This window comes from candidate division WOR-3 bacterium (assembly GCA_039801905.1).
Classification (GTDB): domain Bacteria; phylum Hydrothermota; class Tepidihabitantia; order Tepidihabitantales; family JBDRVQ01; genus JBDRVQ01.
Genome location: JBDRVQ010000013.1, coordinates 1 through 24,828, shown reverse-complemented (window position 1 = coordinate 24,828; position 24,828 = coordinate 1). Strand labels below are relative to the sequence as shown.

Annotated in this window: 24 protein-coding genes and 1 tRNA gene; 8 read left to right on the top strand and 17 right to left on the bottom strand. The window is 43.6% G+C overall.

Annotation, left to right across the window (positions count from 1 at the left end; genetic code table 11):
- Window positions 1–377: 377 nt before the first annotated feature.
- The 6 genes from ABIL00_03770 to ABIL00_03745 all read left to right on the top strand — a co-directional run bounded on the left by ABIL00_03770 (window position 378) and on the right by ABIL00_03745 (window position 4,311).
- Window positions 378–530 carry a hypothetical protein gene (locus tag ABIL00_03770; protein ID MEO0109878.1) on the top strand — a complete coding sequence of 51 codons (153 nt, stop codon included), beginning with the start codon at window positions 378–380 and terminating at the stop codon, window positions 528–530.
- Between the two features lie 50 nt (window positions 531–580).
- On the top strand, window positions 581–1,702 hold the full coding sequence (locus tag ABIL00_03765; protein MEO0109877.1) for a hypothetical protein: 1,122 nt from the start codon (window positions 581–583) through the stop codon (window positions 1,700–1,702).
- Window positions 1,650–2,576: a PorV/PorQ family protein gene (locus tag ABIL00_03760; protein ID MEO0109876.1), complete on the top strand. Its 927-nt coding sequence runs from the start codon at window positions 1,650–1,652 to the stop codon at window positions 2,574–2,576. Before ABIL00_03765 ends, ABIL00_03760 begins: the two co-directional genes overlap by 53 nt.
- 91 nt (window positions 2,577–2,667) lie before the next feature.
- Window positions 2,668–2,740: transfer RNA gene (locus ABIL00_03755), tRNA-Ala, on the top strand.
- Window positions 2,741–2,747: 7 nt separating this feature from the next.
- Window positions 2,748–3,290, top strand: coding sequence for an arginine decarboxylase, pyruvoyl-dependent (locus tag ABIL00_03750; protein ID MEO0109875.1), 543 nt, complete (start codon window positions 2,748–2,750; stop codon window positions 3,288–3,290).
- A 1-nt stretch (window position 3,291) separates the two neighbouring features.
- Window positions 3,292–4,311: a deoxyhypusine synthase gene (locus ABIL00_03745; protein MEO0109874.1), complete on the top strand. Its 1,020-nt coding sequence runs from the start codon at window positions 3,292–3,294 to the stop codon at window positions 4,309–4,311.
- Between the two features lie 10 nt (window positions 4,312–4,321).
- Here ABIL00_03745 and ABIL00_03740 read toward each other — a convergent pair whose 3' ends face one another.
- The 11 genes from ABIL00_03740 to ABIL00_03690 all read right to left on the bottom strand — a co-directional run bounded on the left by ABIL00_03740 (window position 4,322) and on the right by ABIL00_03690 (window position 16,442).
- On the bottom strand, window positions 4,322–6,133 hold the full coding sequence (locus ABIL00_03740; GenBank protein ID MEO0109873.1) for a DUF2207 domain-containing protein: 1,812 nt from the start codon (window positions 6,131–6,133) through the stop codon (window positions 4,322–4,324).
- 8 nt (window positions 6,134–6,141) lie between these two features.
- A complete protein-coding gene (locus ABIL00_03735) occupies window positions 6,142–7,251 on the bottom strand; it encodes an alcohol dehydrogenase catalytic domain-containing protein (GenBank protein ID MEO0109872.1) in 1,110 nt (369 codons plus the stop codon).
- The gene (gene deoC, locus ABIL00_03730) at window positions 7,248–7,925 is read right to left on the bottom strand and encodes a deoxyribose-phosphate aldolase (protein ID MEO0109871.1); all 678 of its coding nucleotides are present in this window, start codon (window positions 7,923–7,925) and stop codon (window positions 7,248–7,250) included. Before deoC ends, ABIL00_03735 begins: the two co-directional genes overlap by 4 nt.
- 2 nt (window positions 7,926–7,927) lie before the next feature.
- Entirely contained in the window at window positions 7,928–9,466 is a 1,539-nt protein-coding gene (cysS, locus tag ABIL00_03725; protein MEO0109870.1) for a cysteine--tRNA ligase, read from the bottom strand.
- Between the two features lie 125 nt (window positions 9,467–9,591).
- Complete coding sequence (locus ABIL00_03720) at window positions 9,592–10,569, bottom strand: carboxypeptidase-like regulatory domain-containing protein (GenBank protein MEO0109869.1); 978 nt, start codon at window positions 10,567–10,569, stop codon at window positions 9,592–9,594.
- Between the two features lie 131 nt (window positions 10,570–10,700).
- Window positions 10,701–11,321, bottom strand: coding sequence for a hypothetical protein (locus ABIL00_03715; GenBank protein MEO0109868.1), 621 nt, complete (start codon window positions 11,319–11,321; stop codon window positions 10,701–10,703).
- A 6-nt stretch (window positions 11,322–11,327) separates the two neighbouring features.
- Window positions 11,328–12,479: a kelch repeat-containing protein gene (locus ABIL00_03710; GenBank protein MEO0109867.1), complete on the bottom strand. Its 1,152-nt coding sequence runs from the start codon at window positions 12,477–12,479 to the stop codon at window positions 11,328–11,330.
- A complete protein-coding gene (locus ABIL00_03705) occupies window positions 12,473–13,777 on the bottom strand; it encodes a serine/threonine-protein kinase (GenBank protein MEO0109866.1) in 1,305 nt (434 codons plus the stop codon). The genes ABIL00_03710 and ABIL00_03705 overlap by 7 nt, the downstream gene beginning before the upstream one ends.
- The gene (locus tag ABIL00_03700) at window positions 13,774–13,995 is read right to left on the bottom strand and encodes a hypothetical protein (protein MEO0109865.1); all 222 of its coding nucleotides are present in this window, start codon (window positions 13,993–13,995) and stop codon (window positions 13,774–13,776) included. Before ABIL00_03700 ends, ABIL00_03705 begins: the two co-directional genes overlap by 4 nt.
- The gene (locus tag ABIL00_03695) at window positions 13,985–15,475 is read right to left on the bottom strand and encodes a sigma 54-interacting transcriptional regulator (GenBank protein MEO0109864.1); all 1,491 of its coding nucleotides are present in this window, start codon (window positions 15,473–15,475) and stop codon (window positions 13,985–13,987) included. Before ABIL00_03695 ends, ABIL00_03700 begins: the two co-directional genes overlap by 11 nt.
- Before the next feature lies 1 nt (window position 15,476).
- The gene (locus ABIL00_03690; GenBank protein ID MEO0109863.1) at window positions 15,477–16,442 is read right to left on the bottom strand and encodes a hypothetical protein; all 966 of its coding nucleotides are present in this window, start codon (window positions 16,440–16,442) and stop codon (window positions 15,477–15,479) included.
- 172 nt (window positions 16,443–16,614) lie between these two features.
- Here ABIL00_03690 and ABIL00_03685 point away from each other — a divergent pair, with 172 nt between their 5' ends.
- A complete protein-coding gene (locus tag ABIL00_03685) occupies window positions 16,615–17,799 on the top strand; it encodes a T9SS type A sorting domain-containing protein (protein ID MEO0109862.1) in 1,185 nt (394 codons plus the stop codon).
- 58 nt (window positions 17,800–17,857) lie between these two features.
- Here the strand turns inward: ABIL00_03685 and ABIL00_03680 are convergent, their stop codons facing one another.
- From ABIL00_03680 to ABIL00_03655, 6 genes are read right to left on the bottom strand one after another with little or no spacing between them, the layout of a single operon-like run.
- Window positions 17,858–19,573 carry a hypothetical protein gene (locus ABIL00_03680; protein ID MEO0109861.1) on the bottom strand — a complete coding sequence of 572 codons (1,716 nt, stop codon included), beginning with the start codon at window positions 19,571–19,573 and terminating at the stop codon, window positions 17,858–17,860.
- 48 nt (window positions 19,574–19,621) lie between these two features.
- On the bottom strand, window positions 19,622–20,269 hold the full coding sequence (locus tag ABIL00_03675; GenBank protein ID MEO0109860.1) for a hypothetical protein: 648 nt from the start codon (window positions 20,267–20,269) through the stop codon (window positions 19,622–19,624).
- Window positions 20,259–20,933: a L,D-transpeptidase gene (locus tag ABIL00_03670; GenBank protein ID MEO0109859.1), complete on the bottom strand. Its 675-nt coding sequence runs from the start codon at window positions 20,931–20,933 to the stop codon at window positions 20,259–20,261. The genes ABIL00_03675 and ABIL00_03670 overlap by 11 nt, the downstream gene beginning before the upstream one ends.
- 4 nt (window positions 20,934–20,937) lie before the next feature.
- Window positions 20,938–21,792, bottom strand: a complete 855-nt coding sequence (locus tag ABIL00_03665; protein ID MEO0109858.1) for a D-Ala-D-Ala carboxypeptidase family metallohydrolase — start codon at window positions 21,790–21,792, stop codon at window positions 20,938–20,940.
- Complete coding sequence (locus ABIL00_03660; GenBank protein MEO0109857.1) at window positions 21,792–23,657, bottom strand: OmpA family protein; 1,866 nt, start codon at window positions 23,655–23,657, stop codon at window positions 21,792–21,794. Before ABIL00_03660 ends, ABIL00_03665 begins: the two co-directional genes overlap by 1 nt.
- 50 nt (window positions 23,658–23,707) lie before the next feature.
- Window positions 23,708–24,259, bottom strand: a complete 552-nt coding sequence (locus tag ABIL00_03655; GenBank protein MEO0109856.1) for a hypothetical protein — start codon at window positions 24,257–24,259, stop codon at window positions 23,708–23,710.
- Window positions 24,260–24,497: 238 nt separating this feature from the next.
- On the opposite strand from ABIL00_03655, the gene ABIL00_03650 reads away from it, so the two are divergent.
- Window positions 24,498–24,828 (top strand): helix-turn-helix domain-containing protein (locus tag ABIL00_03650; GenBank protein ID MEO0109855.1); only part of this gene is annotated, 331 nt, incomplete at its 3' end.

Here is a 24,828-nt window from a genome sequence, read left to right as displayed (position 1 = left end):
TTGCTGGGAGGGTCTCCTGTTTCGGTAAATTAAATTCTTGAAAGAGAAGGGGTTAGATATAAAGAGAAGATTTAGTGTCAGAAATTGGGGGGTGTTTCCGTTTTTATTATAGAGGGGTATTGGGTTCTAATCCCAACCCCGAAAGAGAAATATGAGGAAGGCGATTTTAAGGGAATACTACTTAGAGATTAGGGAGGCGCTATCGGATAAGTAATCTTAACGGAAAACAGAGTTAACTTGTAACACTTTTGTAAGAAAGGAGGGGTTTATCTTTATAAAATTGGGTGGAGCATACAGGGGATGGTATCCCAGATCTAACAGAAGGGATAATGGAAGTTTCAAAAGAGGGGATAATTTGGGATTTAATAAAGGGTTTAATGGAGAGGATAGAAGATGGTTTAATAAAGGGGATAATTGGAAGTTTAATGAAGAGCCTAAATGATAGGTTAATAAAGGGCATAATCTTAAACCGGATCGGGGGTTTGATCGGAAGCGAAAATGGGAACCTAAAAGAAAAACCTATCGCATAAGAGGTAAAATCTCAGTTGACTTTTAATAATTTTCTTATAAGATTTCCTTTATGGCGCATGCTTATACGCCGGGGCTAAAAGTTGCAGAGAGAACTAAGATAGTGAAGGAGAGAAGGCTCCCAATTCCGGGGGAGATCCTCGTAGAAAAGGGAGTAAGGGTTAAGGGTGAAGATATTGTGGCGCGAACCAATCTGCCCGGAAATGTGAAGCCGGTAAATGTCTGCGGTCTTTTAGGAGTGCCGCCGGAGGATATAAGGGAGGTGATGTTAAAGAAGGAGGGGGATAGAGTAGAAGAGAATGAGATAATTGCTCAGACGAAAGGTTTTTTTGGTCTTTTTAAATCTGTGGTCAAATCACCGATTAAAGGAACGATTGAAAGCATTTCCGAGATTACCGGCCAGGTGATAATCAGAGAAGAACCACAGCCGGTTCAGGTTACTGCCTACATTGATGGGGTGGTGGAGGAGATAATTCCCAATCAGGGTGTGCGGATTGAAACCTATGCCACTTTGATCCAGGGGATATTTGGGATTGGTGGAGAGGCGCGGGGCGAGATTATGCCGGTCGCTTCTTCTCCTGACGAGGTTTTAGATGAAAAATCTTTTGAAGAGAGGATGAGAGGAAAGGTGGTGATTGGCGGTTCCTTAATTACCCTCACCGGGATGAGAAAAGCGAAGGAGTTAGGGGTGAAAGGGGTTGTGGTGGGTGGAATTGAGGATGAGACGATTAAAGAATTTTTAGGTTATGATATTGGCGTGGCGATAACCGGTCACGAAAATTGCGGTATCACTTTGATCGTCACCGAAGGATTTGGTAGGATGCGGATGGCAAAAAAGACCTTTGACCTATTAAGTTCCCTTGTCGGAAAAGTTGCTTCCATTAACGGGGCGACCCAGATTCGGGCAGGAGTGATGCGGCCCGAGGTGATTGTGGCTCAAGATGGCGGGGGTGTTTTAACTTCGGATAAGGTTTATGAGACCGGCTTAGAAGTGGGAATGACGGTGCGGATCATTAGAGAACCTTATTTCGGACTTTTAGGGAAGGTGGTGAGTTTACCAGCGGAGTTGCAGGAGATTGAGACCGAGTCAAAGGTGAGAATTTTAGAGGTGGAACTTGAGGATGGGAGGCGAATCACGCTTCCCCGAGCCAATGTGGAAATTTTTGAAACCTAAGTTTTTAATCTTTGCCCTTTTCCCTTTAATCGGGTATCTGGGGGGAGAAGAGAGATTGGTCGGTTTTAAGTCCCTCAAAATTGGTCTGGCGGCCAGGGAGATGGGAATGGGAGGGAGCGGAGGGAGTTCCGCGGAAGGTGGTTTTTCCTTTTTCTTCAATCCGGCGCTTTCGGCCAAGGGAAATAAAATCTTTCTCCATTTTGCTTATACCGATTGGCTTTTGGACACTCATCAGAATGCCCTATTTTTTCTTCAGCCGACCAAAATCGCAAGTTTTGGCTTCGGGGTTACCCTTTTTGATTACGGGCAGGTAGAACTGAGGCCGGATAAACCAGAAGCGGCGCTTGGTGAGTATTCGCCCAAGGATTTCACTTTTTATTTTAATCTTGCCCGTTTTCTAAATAAGAATTTAGCGGTTGGTTTCTCCACTCGTTATTTTTACGAAAGATTCTATAACGAAGAGGCCAAAGGATGGGGATTAGACCTTGGTCTTTTTTACAAATTGAAGAGTTGGCAGATTGGTCTTTCCTACTTAAACTGGGCCGATGTCTTAAAATTGAAAAGAAGAGAATTCTATCTGCCAGCAGTTTTTCGATTTGGTATCTCTCGCCCCTGGAGTTTTAAGAATTTTTCTTTTTTACCCACCTTTGACCTCACTTACTCTCCTTACGAAAGGAGGTGGCAGGTCTTTTCGGGCGGTGAAGTTAACTTTAAGGAGATTATCTCTTTTCGTTTTGGTTATGCCGGAAATGCTCCCACCTTTGGCTGTGGGATAAAAAGAGGGGTGCTCCAGATTGATTACACGGTCCTCATCCCAAGAGAGTTTCCTAATCCCGGTCACTATTTTGCTCTTGGCTTCCAAACTAACTATTGACAAAGAAAAAATCTTTCTTAAGATAAAGGAAATGTTTGTTCACGGGAGAAGTTGGAGAATTTTTTTGAAAAGATTTCTTCTAAGATTTAATGGGGCAGTAGCTCAGTTGGGAGAGCACCTGAATCGCACTCAGGAGGTCGGCGGTTCGAATCCGCTCTGCTCCAATCAAAAATGGTTCCCAAAAGGGTATTCTTCACCAAAGGGGTAGGTAAACATCGCGACCGTCTCTCCTCTTTTGAAGCTGCACTGCGCGACTGCGGTATCGCGCAATTTAATATCGTTCAGGTCTCTTCTATTTTACCGCCAGGTTGTAAAATCATCTCCCGCGCCAAAGGTTTGGAATATCTTGTGCCCGGGGAGATAATTTTTTGTGTGATGAGCACCAACTCTTCTAACGAACCACACCGACTAATTGCCGCTTCGGTGGGTTGTGCCATCCCCAAGGATAAAAATCAATATGGTTATCTTTCCGAATACCATTCCTTTGGTGAGACCGAGGCGAAAGCCGGAGACTACGCTGAGGATTTGGCGGCCCAGATGTTAGCGACCACCTTGGGCGTGGAGTTTGATCCGGATACGAGTTATGACGAAAGGAAAGAACTCTGGAAAATTTCGGGGAAGATTTTCCGGACGATGAATATCACCCAGACCGCCATCGGTGATAAGAGGGGGCTCTGGACAACAGTGATTGCCTGCGCGGTCCTTTTACCCTAATATGAGGAAGGAAGATTTTCTTAAATACCCAACGGTCCCTTTGGAAATAAAAGAGGATGTAAAGGTTTATGAACTTTTAGAAGATTTAGGAAAATGTTCCTTTCAGGGCCGGAACTTGAGTCTGGCGTTTAAGGTTTGGGAGAAGATGTTAAAGGAAGATATTTTTATTTTCCTCGGTCTCGCCGGGGCGATGGTTCCCGCCGGAATGAGGAAGGTTATCGCCTATCTCATTAAGGAAAGATATATTGATTGTCTGGTTTCTACGGGTGCCAACCTCTTCCACGATATTCACGAGACGGTTGGCCGCTACCACTATCTCGGTTCCGAGGAAGTTTCTGATATTCACCTACGGGCAGCCAGGGTTGATCGGATTTATGACACCTTCGCCAGCGAGGAGGAATTCATCGCTACCGATAACCTCATCGCAAAATGGGCGGAAAAATTCCCGCAAAAGGTCTGGACCACGAGAGAATTTTTATACCGGATTGGCAAGAAGTTACAGAAATATAGAAACACCGGCATCTTAAAAATGGCGGCCGCGATGCAGGTTCCAGTCTATTGCCCAGCGATTGGTGACTCTTCAATCGGTATTGCCCTCACGGAATTATACAAAAATAAGGGAATAAAAATTGAATTTGATATCATTAAGGATGTGGCGGAGACTGCCTATTTAGCCAGTTTGAAAAAGACCGGAGTGATTTATATTGGGGGAGGGGTGCCCAAGAATTTTATTCAACAGACGGAAGTGACTGCCCCTTATATTGGTTATAAGGTCTCAGGCCATAAGTTCGCCTTACAGATCACCGAAGATAAACCATTCTGGGGCGGTCTTTCTGGTTGCACCTTTAAGGAAGCACAATCCTGGGGAAAAATTGCCTTAGATGCGGATATGGTGACATTGTATTGTGATGCCACCATCGCCCTTCCTTTAATTGTTACCGCCCTAGCCCAAAAGAAGATAAAACGGAAAAATATTATAAAGTTTTCCTTGGGAGAAGAAATTTCCGTCGTTAAAGAATAAATCTAAAAATTTATCCGGCACCCGAAGAACCACCACCGCCACCACCGCCCCCGCCTCCAGAAAATCCACCACCCGAAGAAGCAGAAGAAGAAAAAGAATTAAGCATACTGGTGAAGTTCTGGGCAAAGTTATTAAAGTGAGTAAGGGTTTCGCTCAAAGAGACAAGGTTAGTTGGGGCAGGGGTTTCGGTTTTATACCAGAGGGGAAGGGTAATGGGATAACCTTTCTCTTCGGATAGTTTCCCTAAGTTTTTCAAAAATTCTTTGGCTATACCAAGAGCGACCGCGTAGACGAAATACTTTTCCCAGATTGCTAATAAAGTAATTGGTGCCTGACTCAGAGCAGAAAAATCGGTAAGGAACCTTTTGAAGTTTAACCAACGCTTATGTTCTAAATAAGCAGGCTCACTCCAGCGGTTTATCACTTTGCCCCAGAAAGTAAAAAGGATAATCATAACAACCGCGGGAATAAGAATAAAAGGGAACGCTGACCCAGAGAAAATGGGAATGGCGTATAAACCAGTCCCGAAGGAAATTGCTCCCAAAATGATTAAAGGGATATTAAGACTAAGATAGATTCTATAAGCGGTGGCACTTCTTGGGTCAAGGAGATGAGATTTTAACTCTAACTCCCACCAACTTTTTGCCCGCGAAGCGAGATGGCTCAAAAAGGGTAAGACTTCCGGAGAGTGGTTCTTGAGATAGTCTTTCACTCTTTCTTCGGTAAAGGTCTTTTTATCCTCACTCAAATTAGCGAAGAAGAATTTAAAAATCTCTCGGCTAAAAGGTTCAATCTCTCCCTCTTTTTCTTTTTGCCATAGGTAATATCTCTTTTCCCCTTCCCTTACTTCTCTTATTGTGATATAACCTTTGGTGGCCAAATCTAAGAGGCTGGCAAACATCCCCTGCCAGATTTCTTGGTTTATCTTCTCTTTGCTCGGATTTTGGTTTAGAATTAAAGGTAGGGTCACGGGTGGGGCTAATCTTGGTGGCTCGTGTTCGTAAATCCCCTCATAAACAATTTTTGGTTCCCGGCCGTAGCGAGTATAAAAAAAGATTAAGAAAAATATTGGTAAGATGACCATCAAAAATAAGCCAAGGGGCAAAAGAACAAAGGAACGGAGAAAAGAAAAAAAGAAATTTTTCCTTTCCGCAGCAAGAATCTTTTGGTATCTTTCTTCGTTTTCTTGGGGAAGGAGGGAGAAGATTTTGGGAGAGGTGAGAACTCGGATTTCCACGAAAGCATCCTTGGGAATATTCTTTTGCCTAATAAATGCCCGGTCTCTATTTTCATTAAAGGTAAGAATCCCGGGTTTGGCTCGGGAATGGATATAAACCTTAAAAAGTTCGGGTGCAGGTTCGGGCAAGAAAAGATTTATCTCAATCTCAGAAATTTTCTCGTGTACCTCTTCAATTATCTTCCAATAGAATTCCGCCACATCTAAATATCTCTTTACTGCCCCAAGGATTGTGTAATCAAGAAGGAAGGTCTTTTCTTCATCTTCTGCCTTATAGTGCCAGCGGAGGTAAAGGGAGTTTTCGTGATTTTGGACTTCTATCGCTTCTAAATCTTGCCAACCTTTTTCGGTCAATTCCGCCAGCCGATTGAAGATGATATCCTTCGCTCCTTTCTTCTTTAATTCAATAAACGCCCAGGAGAAAGAACCGGTAAAGGAATAGGTTCTCTCTTGGCAAATCCGGACATCACCGTTGGGGAGAAGATAGATATCAGTTTTAATTTTGGGATAGAAGTAAGACTTAGCGAAAAGGGGAAGAAAGATAAAAGGAAGGAGGGATAACTTTTGTCCTAATTTTCTTTTCAATTTAATTTTTAAATTCCCATCCTTTCCTTTGCCTTCTTTAATTCCTCCTCATCCGGGAATAAAACGACTTTGGCGCTTGTCCTCGGTCTTTCGGTCATCTTCTTAAAGCCCTCGGCAAAATCATCAAGGAGGAAGAGGTGGGTAATTACCGGCCTGATATCTATTCTCTTTCCCGCCAAGAGGTTTCTCACCCGGTACCAGGTATCAAATATCTTTCTGCCGTTGATCCCGTGGATTTGGCAACCCTTAAAGACAATCCCCCCGGAATAGTCAAAACCAAAGGGCAAGGGCGATTTCTCAGGAATACCGAAGGCGGTTACCCTTCCTGCCCTTCGCACCATCTTAAAACAGTCAAGAATTGACTCCTCACTCCCGGTCATCTCTAAGGCGATATCCACGCCGTTGCCATCGGTCAACTCTTTAACAATTTTTAACCTTTCTTCTGGTTTTGTCTTATTGGTCCAGATTTGATAGTCCGCGCCCATCTTTTTCCCAATCGCCATATTGAAGTCATATTTTCCCAAATGGATAATTTTCGCCACGCCACAGGCCCGGGCAATCCCAATGGCAAATAGAGAGATTGGACCGTCACCCGTAATGACCATCGTCTTACCCGCCACATCGTTATCTTCACCCAAGACCGCATAAGTGGCATTACCAAGAGGTTCTTGGACGGTCGCCAATTCCGGCGGGATTGACTTATCGTTAATCCAGGCGACCGATTCCGGAATCGCGAAGTATTCCGCAAAGGCGCCATCACAGTCAACGCCCAAAATCTTCATATGTTCTCCCACATGGAATTGACCTAAAAGGGCGGTCAAATCACTTGGGTCATAGATATGGGTCTCTGCGGAGACATAGTCACCAACCTTAATCCTTTTTACCGCCTTACCAACTTCCACCACTTCTCCGGCAACCTCATGACCTAAGGTCTGGGGTAGCCTCTTTTCGCCGATGCGTTTTTGCGACCAATCGTCCCATTTATAGATATGGACATCGGTTCCGCAGATGGAAGTGGCTAAGACCTTAACCAATACCCAATCCTCCGGAATTTTTGGGATTGGTATATCAACTAATTCTGCGCCCGGTTCGGGCTTTATCTTCCTTACTGCTTTCATAAATCCTCCTTATCTTTTAGTGAAAAATACTCTTCCATAATCTTCACTCCGGAACTGGTGCCAATTCTTTCTGCTCCGGCTTCAATCAGCTCCAGACAGGTTTTATAATCCCGAATACCGCCGGAGGCTTTTATTTTTGGGTAATCGCCCAGAACCTTCTTTAATAATCTTATATCTTCAACCTTTGCACCAGTGGTTAAAATCCCGGTGGAGGTCTTAACAAAATCGGCACCCGCTTCCTTGGCAATAAGACTTACTTTTATCTTTTCTTCATCAGTCAGATAACCGGTCTCAATGATTATTTTTATTAAAATTGGTTTTACCGCTTTAACGACTTCTTTAATTTCCCTTTCCACATATTGGTAATCACCGGATTTTAGGCGGCCGATATTGATCACCATATCCAACTCTTCTGCCCCATCTGCAAGTGCTTTCTTTGCCTCAAAGATTTTCGTCTCGGTGGCACTTGCCCCGAAGGGAAAGCCAATTGGACAACCAAGTTTCACCCCACTTCCTTTTAATAATTCCTTTGCCAATTTCGTCCAGGAGGGGGCAACGAACACTGTAGCAAAATTATATTCTATCGCCTCCTTGACAACCCTTCTTATATCTCCTTCGGTCGCCTCCGGTTTTAAGTAGGTATGGTCAATAAATTTGGAAAGATTTTCAATGATTCTCACTTTTCTTTTACTTTCTCCAGTAAATCAATTATTTCCGAGAGGTAAGGCTTTTCTCCCCTTTTATCCAATTCTTTCTCGCGCCAGAGTTTTTCTCTTAATTCTTTAATTAATTGCCAAAAGGTTTCAAAATCTGCTTCGCCTCGGAAAATGGTATCCGGTCCCTCTTTTGTATCCCTTAATTCATAGCCCGCCTCTTCCAAAGCGGAGCGGATTTGGTCCGCAATATCATATCGCTTATTCTTGCGGGCAAGTTCCCTTGCCTGAGTCAATAAAGCAATCTCCTCTTCCGAAAGGCCCAATATAGTTTTGAACTCCATTTCTGTGCTGCTCACACTTCTATCCTTCTTTTCCGTTCTAAAACCTAAGAGGTCAAGGGCAGAACGGACAGAAGAATAAATACTTTCATTCTCTTCCTTAGAGATATCACCTTTCTTAAACCTCTCTTCCACCAACTTGAAAATTTCACCCAATGCCTGGGGCGTATTTACATCATCAAGCATTGCCGAGATGAAACTCTCCGGGGGGCTAAAATTTAATCTCGGATTTCCCTTTTCGCAGAGGTGAAAGAATTCTTCCAATCTTAACCATTGCCTCTTTGCCTCTTCTAACCTATCTATTGTGAACTCATAAGGGCTTTTGTAGTGTGCCTTTAAGAGAAAAAGTCTTATCACATTGGGATGGTAGCGTTTTAAGGCTTCAGTTGCTAAAAAGTAATTCCTGGTTGATTTTGCCATCTTCTCCCCTCTTAAAAGTAAGAGGGCATTATGAAGCCAATAGTTGACAAAAGGTTTGCCGGTTGCCCCTTCGGATTGGGCAATTTCGTTCTCGTGATGGGGAAAGATTAAATCTTCACCACCGATGTGAATATCAAATGTCTCACCCAGATAGTGCATAGACATCGCAGAACATTCTAAGTGCCAACCGGGCCGCCCTTTACCAAAAGGGGTATACCAATAGGGCTCACCCTCTTTATAACCCTTCCAAAGAACAAAATCCCCGGGATTTCTCTTTTTCTCCCCAACCTCCACCCTTGCCCCAGCGATTAGGTGCTCTAACTTTTTTTTGGCAAGTTTGCCATAATTGGGAAATTTACTAATATCAAAATAGACATCACCCTCATCTACCTTATAACCCAAACCTTTGGCTAAAAGTTTCTCCACCAGTTCAATCATCTCTGGGATATGTTGCGTGGCGCGCGGATAGATATCGTTTTCTTTCCTGATGTTCATCGCTTCTGCAACTTTTAAAAACTCATCAATATACCTCTGGGCGATTATTCGGTAGTCTTTCTTTTCTTCTTTTGCCTTTTGGAGGATTTTATCATCAATATCCGTAAAATTCATAACAAAAATGACTTCTTTACCAAGAAATTCTAAAAACCTCCTAAGGACATCGGCAAAGACAAAAGTGCGGAGGTGACCTAAGTGAGGAGAATCTTGAACCGTCATGCCACAGGTATAAATTTTAACCCTTTTCTCTTCAATCGGCAGAAACAGTTCCTTTTTATTGGTGAGGGTATTAGTCAATTTTAGCATAGAGTTTATTCTATTAAGAAAAAAAGAGATGTCAAATCAGGAGGGATTTATTTTACCCCGGCAAATAAAAAAGAGAGGGGGTCCCGAAGAATTCAGGACCCCTCTTCTCCTGGTGCTGCGGCGGATTAGTGAATTCCTTTCACCCGATAGACATTCTTCTCCCGATTCTTTTCTCGGTTCACACTCTTTCCCCGATTTCTCTCTTGATTCCTTTCCGCACGGGGCATAAGGGCAAAGTTAATATCCGGAGTATTTTGTCCTCCGTAAACCACTACCAATTCTGGATAGACCTCCGGTTCGTAGCCTCGGGCATTAGCCATCACCCGATATTCTCCGGGCAGAAGGTTATCGATGCGGTAAGTGCCGTCTGGTCCGGTAAGTGCTCTTCCCATTCCTCTCATTCTTCTACTACCCATGGCGGTGACGAATGCTCCTTCAATCGGCTCACCAGTTTGTTTATCAATTACCCTCCCGGAGATTGAACCCCTTACTGGTGGTGGCTGTTGGTAGGGGACAAGAAGGAAGTTAATGTTTGGGGTTATTCTATTTTCTTCCACCCGAACCAAATCCGGATACCGACTTGCTTTATAGCCATAAGCGGAAGCGGTGACCCGATAATCACCGGGTGCCAAGTTTTCAATGAGGTATTCTCCATTCTCATTAGTTCTTCCTTGACCACAGGTTGGTCCGCAAGCGCGAACTAAAGCATTAGGAATTGGCTCACCAGTAATTGAATCGGTCACTAAGCCAGAAATCCCACCATTTCTTGGGGGAGGGGAATAAGGGACTAAGGCAAAGTTAATGTTGGGTGTAGTTTGACCCGAAACCACCTCAACCAATTCCGGATAATGTTTACAGAGGTAATTGACTGCGGAGGCGGTGACGCGGTAAAAGCCAGGTCTTAGATTTTGAATGGTATATTCACCATTTTGATTCGTCACCGCCATCCCGCCACTACCATGTTGCATCATTGCCCGAACTGTCGCTCCGGCAATTGGTGCACCCGTCAGAGAGTCGGTAACAATACCGGAAATTGCTCCCAGACCATTAGCCCAAGCAAAACTTAATCCTAAGATTAAAAAGCTCGTAAGAAGCTTTTTCATATTTCCTCCCGTTTCTTTCATCACTACTCATTACAAGCAAAAATTGTGCCAATTGTTTCAATTGATTAAGAGAGGGTTTTTCTTAATTGGCAAGAGGAAAATGTGCAAATCTTTGCTAAATGAGTAAAAAACTACTCAGAAAGTTTTAGGTCTAAGAGGTGGTAGGTATAAGAGAGACCGATGGTGATACCAAAGACCTGCTGGGCGAGATAAGCAAATTTATAGAGGTGATAAGCGGATTCAATTTCCGAAGGGATCCTCTTTTCTAAATAGGAGCGATGGAAGATTGGAGTTAAGACGACACTGGCGAAAAGTCCTACCGCCGAGACTGTAGTCAAAGACGTAAGGAAATATCCCCGAAATTTTTTCCCCTCTTTCAATTGGAAAAGACCGGGATAAAAATATACTAAGGAGGAATACTTAATTATCTCTCTCTTCTTCTTTTTAAACTCCTCCCGGGCGATTTGAAATACCCGAAGAATCTTAGGTGAGGTTTTTATCGGGTCTAAAAAGAAATTTGGAGAAATTTGGAGGAGGGAGAGAAAATAATCCTTCCCCTTCTCTTCGTCACCCAGGGCAACCGCGGCGAATGCCATAGTCTTCAATACCTCAACCCTTTCTCCTTTTTTTAATTCTTGGGTTAGAATTACTTCTCCTTCTTTGAGCACCCGTTCGTAATCACCAATCTGATAAAGAGAATCCAAAAACGATATATTTTCAAAAAGAAAAAAAAGGAGAAGGAAAGTAATCACCGTTCTCTAATAAATGACAATTTTTCTTTTAAACCTTTCCCCTTTCCGATAAAGAAAATAGACCCCTCTTTTCAATCTTTCCCCAAAAATCTTCTTGCCTAAAATGTTAAGCATTTCTTCTCCCTTCTCTAAGGGGAATTTCTTCTCCCCTTTCCAGAAGGTAATTAACCTTTTCCCCTTCACCATTTTTATCTCCTCTCCTATCCCCGATGGTTGGGTCATTTCCGTTATTCCTAATGGCACACCCATACTATCACCACCAATGGCATAGATTTCACCATTTAGGGTGCAGGCACCCAATCCCGCTCTTGCCCGATTGATTGGGGGATATTCAACCCAAGTGTCCATCTCTGGGATATAAAACTTAACCTTATTTGAAGGTTTTCCCTGACCGGTAATCCCACCGATTAAAAAAATCTTTCCTTCATAGGCGCACCCTGCTGTTAAGAAGCGAGCGCAGGGAAGCCTTCTGATCGGATACCAAAAATCAAGGCTCTCATTATAACCTTCACACAAACTAATTGGGCCTTGATATAAGCCCCCGAGGGCATAAATCCTTCTTTCTGCCACCGCCGCAAAATGCATCCGGGGGGTAATCATTGATTTCTTTATTAACCAGGAATTTCCTAAGATATCATAAACTTCAACCGTATCGGTTACATGCTCCCCTCTTTTTGATCCACCCATGATAAAGATATAAGGACCAAGGGCACAACCACCAATTCCAGAACGGGGAGTAGGGAGGAAAGAATTTATCTTCTCCCAAGTATCCCTTTCTGGGTCATAAACTTCAATGACATTGGTGGGGGAAGAAAAAAACGGAGAGGTATCGCCGCCAATCACATAAATTTTATTCTCCCAGACCCCAGAAACCGCTCCATAACGAGGGGTGGGCATTGGTCTCTTAACCACCCAAGTATCCCTTACCGGGTCATATTCCTCACAAATTCCCAAAACCTGCCTTTCGGTTTTACCACCAATGGCATAAATCCGACCGTTGACTACTTGACAGGAAAGGCCGGTGCGGGGAAAATTCAATTGCCTCCGGTAATGCCATTCTTGGGAAAATCCGAAAAGGGAGAGGAGGAGAATTAAGGCGGTAATAATCATATCTCTCATTTCTTTAATATTTAAGCAAAAATCGTGCCAAACTACCATTTTATCCTTCTTTCTATTATTTCCCCGGATTTTATCTCTAAGGTCTCAACATAGGGGGGGAAATTGGGGTTTAATACCTTTAATTCGTGCCGGCCCGGAGGAAGGTAGATTATGCTCATTGGTGTTTCCCCTTTGTCATTGCCATCAAGATAAATCCTCGCCCAGGGCTCGACGATTACCTTTAAACCACCAAGGACGGTCTTAAAGTCAAATAAGATATGAGTGGTCTCTTCGGGTAGGATTTCTACTTCCTTCTCAACGACCCCAAATTCCGGATGGCTAAATTTTATCTTTCTCTTTCCTATCGGTAATTTTATGGGAAAGGGAAAAGGGGTCTGACCGAGATAACTATTCTCCCAATAGATATCTGCCCAAGGTTCTACCTGGATTTTCAAATAGCCATAATCCGGCTTGGCTCTTGGGGAAGAAGGAATCGGAGGCTCTTCCTTTTTTTCTCTCTTCTTATCTCCTTTCTTCTCTTCCTGGGGAAGAAGAGATAATTGGGGTGATGATTTTTCTTCCTTTTCTTGTTCAATTACTTCTAAGGGGATGCTATTTCCCACTTTGATTTGGGGGAGGGCGTTTCTTCTCCGAACGAGGAAGGAATGGAGGGAAATTAAGAAAAAGATGAGGATTAAGAGAAGGAAAATGATGTTGCGCCAAGGAAGGTAAAGAGTCTTTTGGGGCAAGGAGATACTAACTGGTTCTTTTAGGATTAACCTAATCTCTCGATTTACCTCTTCGGCCGAAGAGAAACGGTGATTTGGGTCTTTAGCCAACATCTGAGATAGGAGAGATCTCACCTCTTTCGGTACACCACTGAGGTCGGTCTTTTCGTAAAGAATCTTATGTAAGACCCCGGTGAAGGTAGGAGCGAGGAAGGGGTTTTCTCCAGTTAGTAATTCAAACAAGACAACCCCTAAGGAGAAGATATCGGAACGGAAATCAATTGCTTTTCCCGAGATCTGTTCGGGTGACATATAAGCCGGCGTTCCGATGATTTCCCCTTCTATGGTCAATTTTTCAATCCGGAAGGATTGGGCAAGACCGAAATCGGTAAGTTTCAATTGCCCATCTTCTCTAAGAATGATATTTGATGGTTTAATGTCCCGATGTAAGATTCCTTTATTATGGATGCGGGCTAAAATATCGCTAATTTCTTTTCCCAGGCGCAAAACCTCCTCTAAAGGGAGAGTTTTCTTCTTTTTAATAATTTCCTCTAAGGTCTCCCCGGGCACATATTCGGAAATGATAAATGCTATTCCTTCCTCCTCACCAAAGTCATAAATCTTTGTCACCCCGGATCATCCAATTCGGAAAGAATCTTTGCCTCCCTAACGAAACGTTTCAGGGCGGTCTCATCCTGAGCGATTTGGGGAGAAATTACCTTAATAATTACCCGCCGCTGCAAAGGTTTATGGAGCGCCAAATAGACGGTGGCGAAGTGGGATTGAGATAAGATCTTCTCCACCTCGTATTTCTTCATCACACTTTCGGGTAGGAAGTTATTTTTCATCTTTAATCCCCAACTCATCCATCTTATAGTATAAAGTCCTTCGAGAAATTCCTAAGAGTTTTGCCGCCTCCGTTTTATTGCCCCCGCATTGGCGAAGGGCGGAAATAATTTTCTCCTTTTCGGTCAAGCGCAAGGTCTCCTTTAGACTTTCTACCACCTTTTTCTCTTCCTCCGAGATTTCTAATTTCAAATCCTCAGGTCTAATTATCTCTCCATCAGCCAAGGAGACCGCCCGGGCAATGGTATTTTCTAATTCCCGGACATTTCCCGGCCAGGGATAGGCCCGAATCAATTTTAAGGCATCAGGGCTAATGCCACTAATTTTCTTATTGTACTTCTCCGCAAATCGCTTAATAAAATATTTGGTGAGGAGAATAATATCTTCCCCTCTCTCCCGGAGAGGTGGTAAAGTAATTGTTAGGACATTGAGACGATAAAATAAATCCTCTCGGAAGTTTTTCTTTTTTATCTCTTCTTTTAAGTCCCGATTGGTGGCAGCAATTATCCGACAATCAACCTTTCGGGATTCGGTCTCACCAATCCTTCGGATTTCCCCTTCCTGTAAGAAACGAAGGAGTTTTGCTTGAATCGGTAAAGGGATGTCCGCCACTTCATCCAGAAAGAGGGTTCCACCATCTGCTTCTTCCATTAGTCCCTTTTTATCGGTTAAGGCACCGGTGAAACTTCCCTTTTTATAACCGAAAAGTTCGGATTCTAATAAGGTCTCCGGAAGGGAGCCACAATATAGAGGTACAAACTTCTTTGTCCGCCGGGGGCTGGAATAATGAATCGCTTTGGCGACTAACTCCTTCCCCGTTCCCGATTCGCCGTAGATTAAGACATTAACATCGGTGCCACTTATCTTCTTCAAGAGAGAGAAGATTTCTTGCATCTTCTTACTCTCGCCGATGATATTCTCAAAAGCATAGAAGGAGGCAATTTCCCTTCGGAGATAGATATTTTCATCCAGAAGCATCTCCCGAAACCGAGCATTTTCAATGGCAATAGCGCAGAGGTTAGAAAAGGCAAGTAAGAATTCTAAATCCTCCTGGGTGAAGAGGCCCTTTCGGGAAAGGGAATCACAATAGATTGCCCCAATTATCTCCTCCCGCTTCTTTAAGGGACAAGCCATAACCGACTGGATCTTAGATAAGATCACACTCTCCTTTGCTTGAAACTCACTCTCTAAGGCACTGTGTAAAAGGATTGGTCTTCCCGTTTTAATCACCTCTTCAATGATACTCCGAGAGACTCGTTTTATATCGTCCAAATTCCCTTCCCTTTTATCCCGAGCGGTCACCGGTAGAAAGGTATCTTTTTCCTTTAAGACAATCACCCCCCTTTCGGCATTTAAGGTCTCAAGGCAGAGATCCATTATTTTTTCTAATAGTTCCCCATAGTCCAAAATTGAATTAATGGTGGTGGCAATTTGGTGGAGGACGGAGAGCCTTTCCCGAGTTAGTTCAAAGGTCTTATCCATTTTATCCCCCCACCCTAAATACCGCCTCCGCCGATTTTGCCCAATTGTTATAAGAATCTTTAATCCCAACTTGCCAATAGTAATAACCGTCGATTAAGGATTCCGCCACAAAGAAAGAGGTATCCCCGGGAGGAATGTTTTCGGAGCGCAGATAAAGGATCGGCTCTAAATTGGGCCGAATGAGATAGATTTCAATAAATTGGGAATAGGAGAAGAGATAGCGGGGGAGTTGCCAAACAAGTAATGGATGGCAAGAGACACTATCGCCGCCAGCAGGGGAAATTGGTTCCGGAGGATTTCTAATCACCCGAATGAGCCGAAGGGGTGAAGATTGGACATAATGCCCAAAGAGGTCACTGGCGATAAGATAAAACTCCCGACCACTAATCTCCTCCAAGTTTTGAGAAAGGCTCTCTTCTAAGAAGAAATTTTCATAAGTAGAGCCGAACTTAAAAGCCAAAGGCAAGGTGTCGGAAAGTCCTTCAATTGTCGCAAATACCTTTTTGATATCCCCTATTCCTTCTGGATCTTCTAATTCGCACTTTAAACTTAAAACAGAAGAGTCACGGGGGATATGGCGGGAGACAAAGAAAGAGAAGAGGGAATGGTTGACAAATTTTGGTAAACCCTCCAAGATAAAATTTATGGTCTCTCCTTTATAGACCTCTAAATAAGTGAAAACCGATTCCGGCACAAAACCTTCCTTTTCCCCAATTATTAAGACACTTTCCGCGGGGCAATCCTTTAGTTCGTATCTTCCCCTTTGGTCCGTTTTTGTCAAATAGACGGTGTTGCCCCGAAGGGGTAAAACCTTTATCCAACAATCCGGAATTGGCACACCAATCCGATTTTGACAGAGGCCGGAGAGGGTCGTCTTTTTCTTGAAAAAATCCGAATTGGGGTCATAGGGGTTATCTCGCTCCGGAAGGCAGGAGAGGAAGAACACCAGGAGAAAGATTCTTTTCATAAGAGTTATTATAAAAGTTTATTCTTTATCTGTCAAATATATCTTTCACTGGGCGCTGGTATTTCCGGTTTTCCTACCCGAGGTGGATAAAATATTTTTGCTAAAAACCTCCTATTGACAAAAAAATTTTCTCCCTTAAAATACATATTAGAAAAAGTAAGAGGGAGGAGTTATGGCTATATTACTAATTATTAGTTTATTACAGGTTTTACCAAATATTGAGCCGGCCCCATTAAACCCGGCCTATCTCTTCCTCACCCACGATACCGGTAATTGCCAATTAACGGTTACCGCCTATGGTCACATTGGCTTCCTCTCTTCCCAACAGACCCAAGGTGTTGGCTTTAAGTATCCCCGAGCCGGTGTCAATTGGCTCTTCTTCGGGGGAATGGCATTAGGGAACTCCCGAACCTATGTGGCGGATGCCTTCTTCGGCTTAAACCAGGTTGATTCCCGAGACTTCACCATCGTTGAGAGTCTTGACTATTACAACCGCCTCGGCTTAGAAGAATACCGCGGGGTGATGAGAGATGGTGCCCATCCGACACCCAAGAATATCCGGGTTGAGCAATACAGTGTTGCCACCGCTGACCCCAGATACGATGACGGTGTGATAATTGAATATACCTACACTAATGTTGGGACCGAACCTGTCAATGGTTTATACGCAGGAATCTTCATTGACTTTGATATGGGAGCCGCTAATACCAACCAAGCGGGGACTGATACGGCGAGGAGGGTTGTCTGGATGCGCCAGTCAACCTCGGATAACCCAACCGTTGGCATAAAAATCCTTTACCCCAATTCCTGGGCAAACCTTTACTGCACCGATCACGATACCTTTGTCTATCCAGTCCAAGGGATGCATGACACAGTGAAATATAAGATTATGGCAGGACTCTATCGGAAATATGCCTCAAACCGAAACTACGACTGGTCGGTCTGCGCCTCGGTCGGTCCTTTTGACTTAGCCCCAGATCAGAGTTATAAATGCGCCTTTGCCATTCTCGGGGGCACAAGCCTTGCCCTCTTTTATGAGAATTGCGACTCCTTGCAATCTTTCTACAACCAGTATCTCGGAATTGCTGGCGAACCAATAAATAAAAATATCCCAACTTTAACCGTCTTCCCCAATCCTTTCCGGAGTGATGCCCAAATTAGTCTTTCCTTACCGAAGGAAGAGTTTTTCTCCTTATCACTCTATGATGTGAGTGGCAAGTTGGTGGAAAATCTATACTCCGGCAAGGGGAAATATTATACAGGAAAACTTAATAAGAACTATCCGAGTGGGGTCTACTTCCTCCATCTCAAAGGAAATGAGACGAATAGAACCTGGAAGGTGATCTGCGAAAAGTAAGCCTCTTAAAAATAAAGGCGGGAGGAAAATCCTCCCGCCTCTTTTATTTTTGCTGGATTTATTCCACTAAGATTAACTTCCGGATTTTGCCTTCTTCTTTTAAGAAGTAGATGCCAGTAGTCAATTTCTCATTTTTCATCGGTAGACCGCAGGCATTATAAATTTGGGATTTAGGCTTTAAGATAAATTCTTTAATCCGCATCACCGTTGGTGGTAGGGAAATTTCCTTCTCTCCCACTATCTCCTTTATACCACTTCCCACATCACAAACCGCCCTGATCATAATATCGTGTTGAGCCGCATGCCGGCTTGGTGCCCAGGAGTTAGTATATTCCCAGCCGAGGCGGGAGACCGGTGGTAAGGTATCCATCCCAAAGGATGGAGCCATAGAAACCGCTGAGATACAACCAACATAAAAGGCACCACTGGCGATATTCACCGCTGGTGAGACATTCACGGTATACCACTGCTGAGTTGAGATATTGATTGTAGTGATAAACAGGGTATCGCCAGGTGCTCCGTTCGGACCGTTATCGTCTAAGACCAAAACACTAACTGGAGTGTTAGAGCCAGAGGCATAGACCTTTGCCTGGGTGACACTCGCTGGATATCTCGGAGGATAGAACTTATTGCCATAACCACCCGGACCGTTCCAGTAATACATCGCCCGTGGTGTTGATAAATCTTCCCAGCGTAATTCCCCAGGATATTGAACCACCCTCATCTCCAAGACAAAGGAATCATTACTCGGAACCGAATCACCGGATAGAGCAGAGCGAATGACCATCGTGTAAAGTCCGGTCGCAGTAGGAACATAGCGGCGGGTGCAGTTGATATTTATCACCTCACCCGGATTACTACTCGCTACTTGAATTGTTTCCGCAAAGACCACATTTGCGCCACTTCTTATCCGGCAATAGACCGGAAAACTACCGGTTGGGACATTTCCCGCATTCTTCACCTTGCCGCGAGGGAAAACCGTATCACCCAAGTGGACAAAGACCCCTTCGCTATTATCATTCATCACCGCCCAGGCCGCAATATCCCGAACTTGATAACCAGTTGTTGGCGGGGGATAGAACTTTATCGCCAAAGAGGCGTGCGGCATATTGTAAGTTGGTTGCCCGGCATGCATATAGGAGAGGCCAACCCGACCGGTGATATTTTCAATGCCAATGGTGGAAGAACCTGTTGATTGCCATCCATTATAAGGAGCACCATTCTGGGTTTGATATTGGAAATAGATACTGGAATCAGCCTTGGTCAAAATTATCTGGAAGGTATTTGAACCGCCGGTATTCCAGAAGGGGACATTGATATAGGAGATGATGCAGGTATCACGATTATTGGTCCAATACATACATAAGGGAGAACCAGCGGAAAAATCTAAGTCACACATCAAAGGAGCGAGGGTATTATTGGGACGGGCGGCGTTGGGGAAATTCTGGAACGGATGGGCGGAGAGGAAATTATCCCCAAAGGCGATATAGCCATTAGAACCGACGAAAAAACTATTTACGGTATACCAGTAATAGGGGAAATCAAAGCCAATCGGAAAAGGACCGACGACATTATCGTCTGCTAATCCCCTTATCGTATCGCCAATTCCGGTGATATCAATCCAATTATAAACCGGAGCCCCGGGAGCGGTGGTATCGGAATCAATCCAGCGATATCCGTAGGCATCAGGTCCTCCAACCCCAAAAACTGGCGGGGAAGGAGTAGTGACCGGATTTGAAATACTTATTAAAAAAAGTAAAAAGATGTTTAGCATATGCCCTCCATCATTTAGTTATGAATTATAAAAAATTTTTTCCTTTTGTCAATAGAAAAAGACCGAAGCACCATCTTTTAGTGTATTATAAATCGCCTCAATGTCTCCATCCTCAAACTCTAAATAAATTAAGTCTAAGGCGCCATCCGGTACTTCCTCCCTTATCTTTCCCGAAAGGCAGATATCGCCACCCAAAGAGAGGCAGTATTTGCCAAAGGCATCTTTTACCTTCCGAGTTAAAGTATCCTGAGGTATCTCCTTGCCCAATAATTCATAAATCCAATCGGGGATATAAAAAGAAACCCCAGCCATCTTTTCTTTCACCTGTAAGATACCACTCGGCAAAAGCACCTCTCCGGCAATCGCTCTCCTTCCCTTTACGGAAAAACGCATCTCTCTTAGGGTTTTATCCTCCATTTTTAGTTGGGCAATTTTATCTTTCCGGTTGATTCGTAAGTAAGGCTCTTTCTTTGCTGCCGTCTCCTTCTGCAAAGACAAAAGTATCTTCTCTCCTTCTCTCCTTTTTATCTCCTCTTCCAATTGCTCCTTCTCTTTAAGAAGAAGGGCATATTCCTCCTTCAGGTCTTCCCATTCGCTTCTCAATTCTCTTTTGATTATCCCCTCAAAGAGCCGAATGAGTGAGAGACTAAATAAAAAGGCGGCAATGATGAAGAAGAAACTTCTCCTATCTCCCATAAATATAAACCTTCATTCCCACCGGGCAGTTCTCATATAGAAATTTAATATCTTCCTTACCCACCCGGATGCAACCGTGACTGACGCTTCTTCCTAAGAGATGTTCATAAGGCGTACCGTGGATTAGAATCCCTCCTCCCAAGTCCAAGGCATAATCTCCAAGCATTCCCCGAACCAACCTCTCTTTAGAATTGGGAGGGGGAATTGGTTTCTTCTCCTCCAGGAAAGCCCAATCCGGTTTATACCAAATTGGATTTTTTATCTTCCATAAGATGCGGAGAATTCCGGTCGGTGTCTTAAAGACCCACTTTTTCTTCCCGGAAATTAAAGAATCTCCCCGGCCGGTGGAGATTAAAATCTCGCGTAAGGTCTTTTCCCCTTTTTTCCAAAAGAGGCGATTCCTTAGAAGGTCAATAACCAAATAGTCCTCCTCTGGGATAACTTTTAGACTCTCGGCTTCGCTTTCCAAAAGCGAAAGCCTCTCTTTACTTCTTTTCAACTCTTCTTTCAATTCCTTAATCCCTTTTCGGTAATTGATAATCGCCTTTCCCCGGGCGATGATATTAAAACGGATGCTCCTTTCTAAGGGGAAGATTAATTCCCCTAAGAAAAAAAGGAAGAAGGAGAAGAGGAGGAGAAGGAAGGATGTGAGATGGACGGGCACTCTTCTATCTTCGCCAGCGATCCTTTTTCCCCCTCACATCAATGTGGATAAAATCCCGCCGGCGATACCAGCCCAAACCGCCCACCAGTTGGGGATATTTATTCGCCAACTCGTTATCCAATTCTTCCACCAAGGAGCAAATAAGTTTAGAATCCCGGCTATTTCGCCGGCCATCCCGGTTTAAGTCATCAATATCGCCATCCCCATCGGCATCAAGAGTCACATCCGCGGCGCCTCCGTAGATATGGGCACTATTTCTACCGCCCCCAGCATTGTAATTCTTGGCTGGCGTCCGGAAGCCGGAGACAATCTTTAATTTCTCAACTCCGTAGCGAGAGGCGACCTTCTCGTTTAAGAGTTCTAACTTATAAACCAACTCCTCCCGCAGGGTGAGGTAGGGAGTATGGGTAAACTCTTTTATCTGATAGTGAGGGGAGACGAAGATATCCTCCCACTCTTTTTTCAGTTCTATAAAACCCTTCACCCCTTGTAAGTTAGGGTGGGGGGAAAAACTTGGATAACGACCAATCAGAAATCCGTTCAGTTTCCGATTTTTGAGGCAGGAGAAGGGATGCATAACAAAGATATTAATTCGCTTCCTCTCTTTACCATCAGAAACCACTATCGTATAAAAACCGGGCTGAGAAGGGGCGATGTATACTTTTTCCGTAGGGGAGACATCCGCCAATTCACCATCCGACATTATCCAACCGAAATGGCAATTTTCCTCATCAGCGAGAATCTTTATCGCCATCTTCTCTTCGGGGAGAAGGAAACGGCCAATAACCCCCCATTCGTATTCCAAACCACCAATGAGGAGGCGAAAGGAGAAGAGAAAGAGAGTTAAGCCAATTCCCATCACTCTTCGCTGAGGACCACAAATTCCACTCTTCTATTTAATGCCCTTCCTTCTTCGGTCTCGTTAGAGGCAATCGGCTTTGTCTCTCCGTAGCCAACAACCCGGAGTCTTTTTTCATCAATTCCGTGTTGGCTGATAAAATAGTTAGCCACCGCCTGTGCCCGCCTTTCCGAAAGTTTTTGATTGTAGGCGTCCGAACCGATATTGTCGGTATGCCCCTGAATTTCAACCTTGATCTTCGGATTATCTTTTAGAATCTGCGCCGCCTCATCTAAGAGCCGGTAGGATTCCGGTCTGATTGTCGCCTTATTGAAGTCAAAGAGGACCTTTAAGGTAATAGTCATACCCACACTCACCAGAGAGAAATTCTTCTCGGTTACTTTATCTTTCTCCACAATTACCGGCAGGGTTTGGGTTATATAATTTTCCGCCTTCACCACCGCGGTGTAGGTACCAACCGGCAATTCTGCCCGATAAATTCCCGTCTTGGGGTCAGTCCTTACCGGAGGAATTGCCGCTCCTTCAAATATAATCTCCGCGGCAATCCCTTCTCCGGTCTTTTTGTCTGAGACCTTACCCGTAACCACACTCACAAAAAGAGATGGCGAGAGGGGGATTTCCAGAGAGGTTAATTCATTCTCTCTGATGGTTGCGCTCACCGAATGCTTAAAATATCCTTCCTTTTCCGCTTCCACAACTAAAACCCCGGTTGGGACCTCTGATAAACGGAAGCTACCCGTGAGCGAGTCGGAGAAGATAGGAGGGAGATCGGTATTGGGGAAGGAGAGCCGCGCGGCTAAGGGCTTACCAGTATTTGCTTCATAGACCCTACCTGCCAATTGACCGAATACCTTCACCGGTTTTAAGTAGAAATCCTGAGTGATTGTCATATCCTTCTTTACGGTTACTGGTAAATACTCCTTAAAGTAACCTTCACTAAAAACTTCCACCACGATTGTTCCTTCTGGAATTTTTGTCGCCTCATAGAGACCCGTAGTTGGGTCATTAGCGATTGGCTTCAATTTGGGATTTTCCGGAAAGGAGATAGTGGCTGGGATTGGTTGATGGGTTGTAGCGGAGAAAACCTTTCCGACAATCCTTCCGGTGGGTGTGGTCACCCGCAGGAACGGTGTGAGGTAGGTGAAACCGATTGAGAGTTGATTCCTTCTCTCCTTATTCGGCAAAAAGAGAAAACTCCAACCGAAATCAAAGGAAAGACTGGGAGAGAAGATTTTTATTCCGGGTGTCAAACGAGTTAGTTCGCCTACCTTATGATACTCCCCAAAGAAGAGGAGACTTCTTGCTGCCAATTCCAAACTGGCGCCGAAATAGGTATGTCCAGAGTCTAATTCATCTTTATACCTTCCGAAGTTGAAGAGTAAAGAAGGTAAGGGTGGAAATAAATCAGAAAATTTTAAGTTTACCGCCCCGGTATATTCCAAACCCTTTTTTACTGCTAAGCCAAGCGTGTCATAAACTGTATCCCGGGGGAAATTGTAACCGAGAATGAAGCCGGGCTTAAAGACTTTTATCAAGGGGAAGGTCAATTTCCCTTTAAGGGTCAAATCGTGCCAAGAAGAAGCAAAATTTTCAAAGGGGTAGTCTAAAAAGATACCACCGCCAGATAGGGATGCTTCAAAATAGTCAATCGGCGAATAGGTGAGGGCTAAAAGCATATCGGTATAGAAGAAGCTTGTCTCAGGCTTTTGGCGTCGGGAAAGGGTATGAAGACTTAAAGTCAAGAAACCCGGTCCTTGAGTTAAAGCATCCTGAACGAAAAAATGTCCCCGACCGCCGCCCATACCCGTATAACTAAAAAGAAAGAGAGGAGCAAATATAAATAAAAGAGTTAATAACTTCTTCATATCTCCCCCAACGGACTTTTAAGGCCTAAGAGAAAGAATTTCTCTTCTAATTAATCAGGATAATAGTCGGCAAAATTAATCGTCAGTTTCGCCTCGCAGCTTACTTCTTCCCCGGTCAATTTCTCTTTTCCCGTAAAGGTAAAATAGGCAACTAATTGAATCCCCTCTATCAAATCGCCTAAATACTTATCAGTCCACCAGGAGGGATTGACCTTAAAATGAGCAACTACCGTATTCTTCCCTTCAATATCCGCTGGGATTTCAACCTGACATTCCCCTTTGATCACCTCACCGGTTTCTCCGAACTTTTTCTTCTTTCCCTTCTCATCGTATTGGAAGTATTCTATCTTATATTCAGTAAGTTGGGCGGTATATGGGTTATTGGTCGGTAAGCCATAACCAGCATAGGTATAGACAAATTCCACTGGTACCGTATATTCCATAATCACTTCTTCTTCTTCCTCTCCTACCCGAACGATTTTAATCACATCGGCGATTAGGGGCTTATTGTTATTTACCGAGACGACGGAGAGCCCGCCAATTTTCTTACAACCGATAAAAAAGAGAGTCGGGATAAAAAATAGAAGGAAAAGTCTCTTCATAAATCCCCCCTCAAATCTTTTCCCAAGACTTTTAATAAAATAGACATAACTAAAAAGTATAATAAAAAAAGGTCAAATGTCAAGCACAAATATATATAGTAAATGTGTTAAGACATGGTTACCAGGTTAATAAGGGTATTAAGGTAGTAGATGTGTTGAAATTATTTAATAAGTTTCTTAAAATAATAGGCGTTCAAAAAAGAATTAAAAGAGTAAGAGAATTAAAAAGGGGGCGCCTATGTTTCTATACAAAAAATTATACAACAAAATGAATAAAGAAGCAAGATTTAATTTAAGAGTGAAAATGATAGAAGAATACAACAAAGGCAAAAACATAAGCCAAATCAGTAGAGAATACGGAGTTTCCCGAAATACCTTAAGAAAATGGATAAAAAGATACAAAGAAAAAGGAGAAGAGGAACTTAAAGAACTCTCAAGAAAACCACATAATTCTCCTAACAGAACTCCTAAAGAAATCCAAGAGAAAATACTGGAATTATACAAGAAAACTAATTGGGGAAGAAAAAGGATTGCTTTGCGACTTAATTTAAACGAATGGACAGTAAGAA

Coding starts and splice junctions, on each gene's coding strand:
- ABIL00_03770 (MEO0109878.1), top strand. CDS start 378: ATGGAGAGGATAGAAGATGGTTTAATAAAGGGGATAATTGGAAGTTTA.
- ABIL00_03765 (MEO0109877.1), top strand. CDS start 581: ATGGCGCATGCTTATACGCCGGGGCTAAAAGTTGCAGAGAGAACTAAG.
- ABIL00_03760 (MEO0109876.1), top strand. CDS start 1,650: ATGGGAGGCGAATCACGCTTCCCCGAGCCAATGTGGAAATTTTTGAAA.
- ABIL00_03750 (MEO0109875.1), top strand. CDS start 2,748: ATGGTTCCCAAAAGGGTATTCTTCACCAAAGGGGTAGGTAAACATCGC.
- ABIL00_03745 (MEO0109874.1), top strand. CDS start 3,292: ATGAGGAAGGAAGATTTTCTTAAATACCCAACGGTCCCTTTGGAAATA.
- ABIL00_03735 (MEO0109872.1), bottom strand. CDS start 7,251: ATGAAAGCAGTAAGGAAGATAAAGCCCGAACCGGGCGCAGAATTAGTT.
- cysS (MEO0109870.1), bottom strand. CDS start 9,466: ATGCTAAAATTGACTAATACCCTCACCAATAAAAAGGAACTGTTTCTG.
- ABIL00_03720 (MEO0109869.1), bottom strand. CDS start 10,569: ATGAAAAAGCTTCTTACGAGCTTTTTAATCTTAGGATTAAGTTTTGCT.
- ABIL00_03710 (MEO0109867.1), bottom strand. CDS start 12,479: ATGGTAGTTTGGCACGATTTTTGCTTAAATATTAAAGAAATGAGAGAT.
- ABIL00_03700 (MEO0109865.1), bottom strand. CDS start 13,995: ATGAAAAATAACTTCCTACCCGAAAGTGTGATGAAGAAATACGAGGTG.
- ABIL00_03695 (MEO0109864.1), bottom strand. CDS start 15,475: ATGGATAAGACCTTTGAACTAACTCGGGAAAGGCTCTCCGTCCTCCAC.
- ABIL00_03690 (MEO0109863.1), bottom strand. CDS start 16,442: ATGAAAAGAATCTTTCTCCTGGTGTTCTTCCTCTCCTGCCTTCCGGAG.
- ABIL00_03685 (MEO0109862.1), top strand. CDS start 16,615: ATGGCTATATTACTAATTATTAGTTTATTACAGGTTTTACCAAATATT.
- ABIL00_03680 (MEO0109861.1), bottom strand. CDS start 19,573: ATGCTAAACATCTTTTTACTTTTTTTAATAAGTATTTCAAATCCGGTC.
- ABIL00_03675 (MEO0109860.1), bottom strand. CDS start 20,269: ATGGGAGATAGGAGAAGTTTCTTCTTCATCATTGCCGCCTTTTTATTT.
- ABIL00_03665 (MEO0109858.1), bottom strand. CDS start 21,792: ATGGGAATTGGCTTAACTCTCTTTCTCTTCTCCTTTCGCCTCCTCATT.
- ABIL00_03660 (MEO0109857.1), bottom strand. CDS start 23,657: ATGAAGAAGTTATTAACTCTTTTATTTATATTTGCTCCTCTCTTTCTT.
- ABIL00_03655 (MEO0109856.1), bottom strand. CDS start 24,259: ATGAAGAGACTTTTCCTTCTATTTTTTATCCCGACTCTCTTTTTTATC.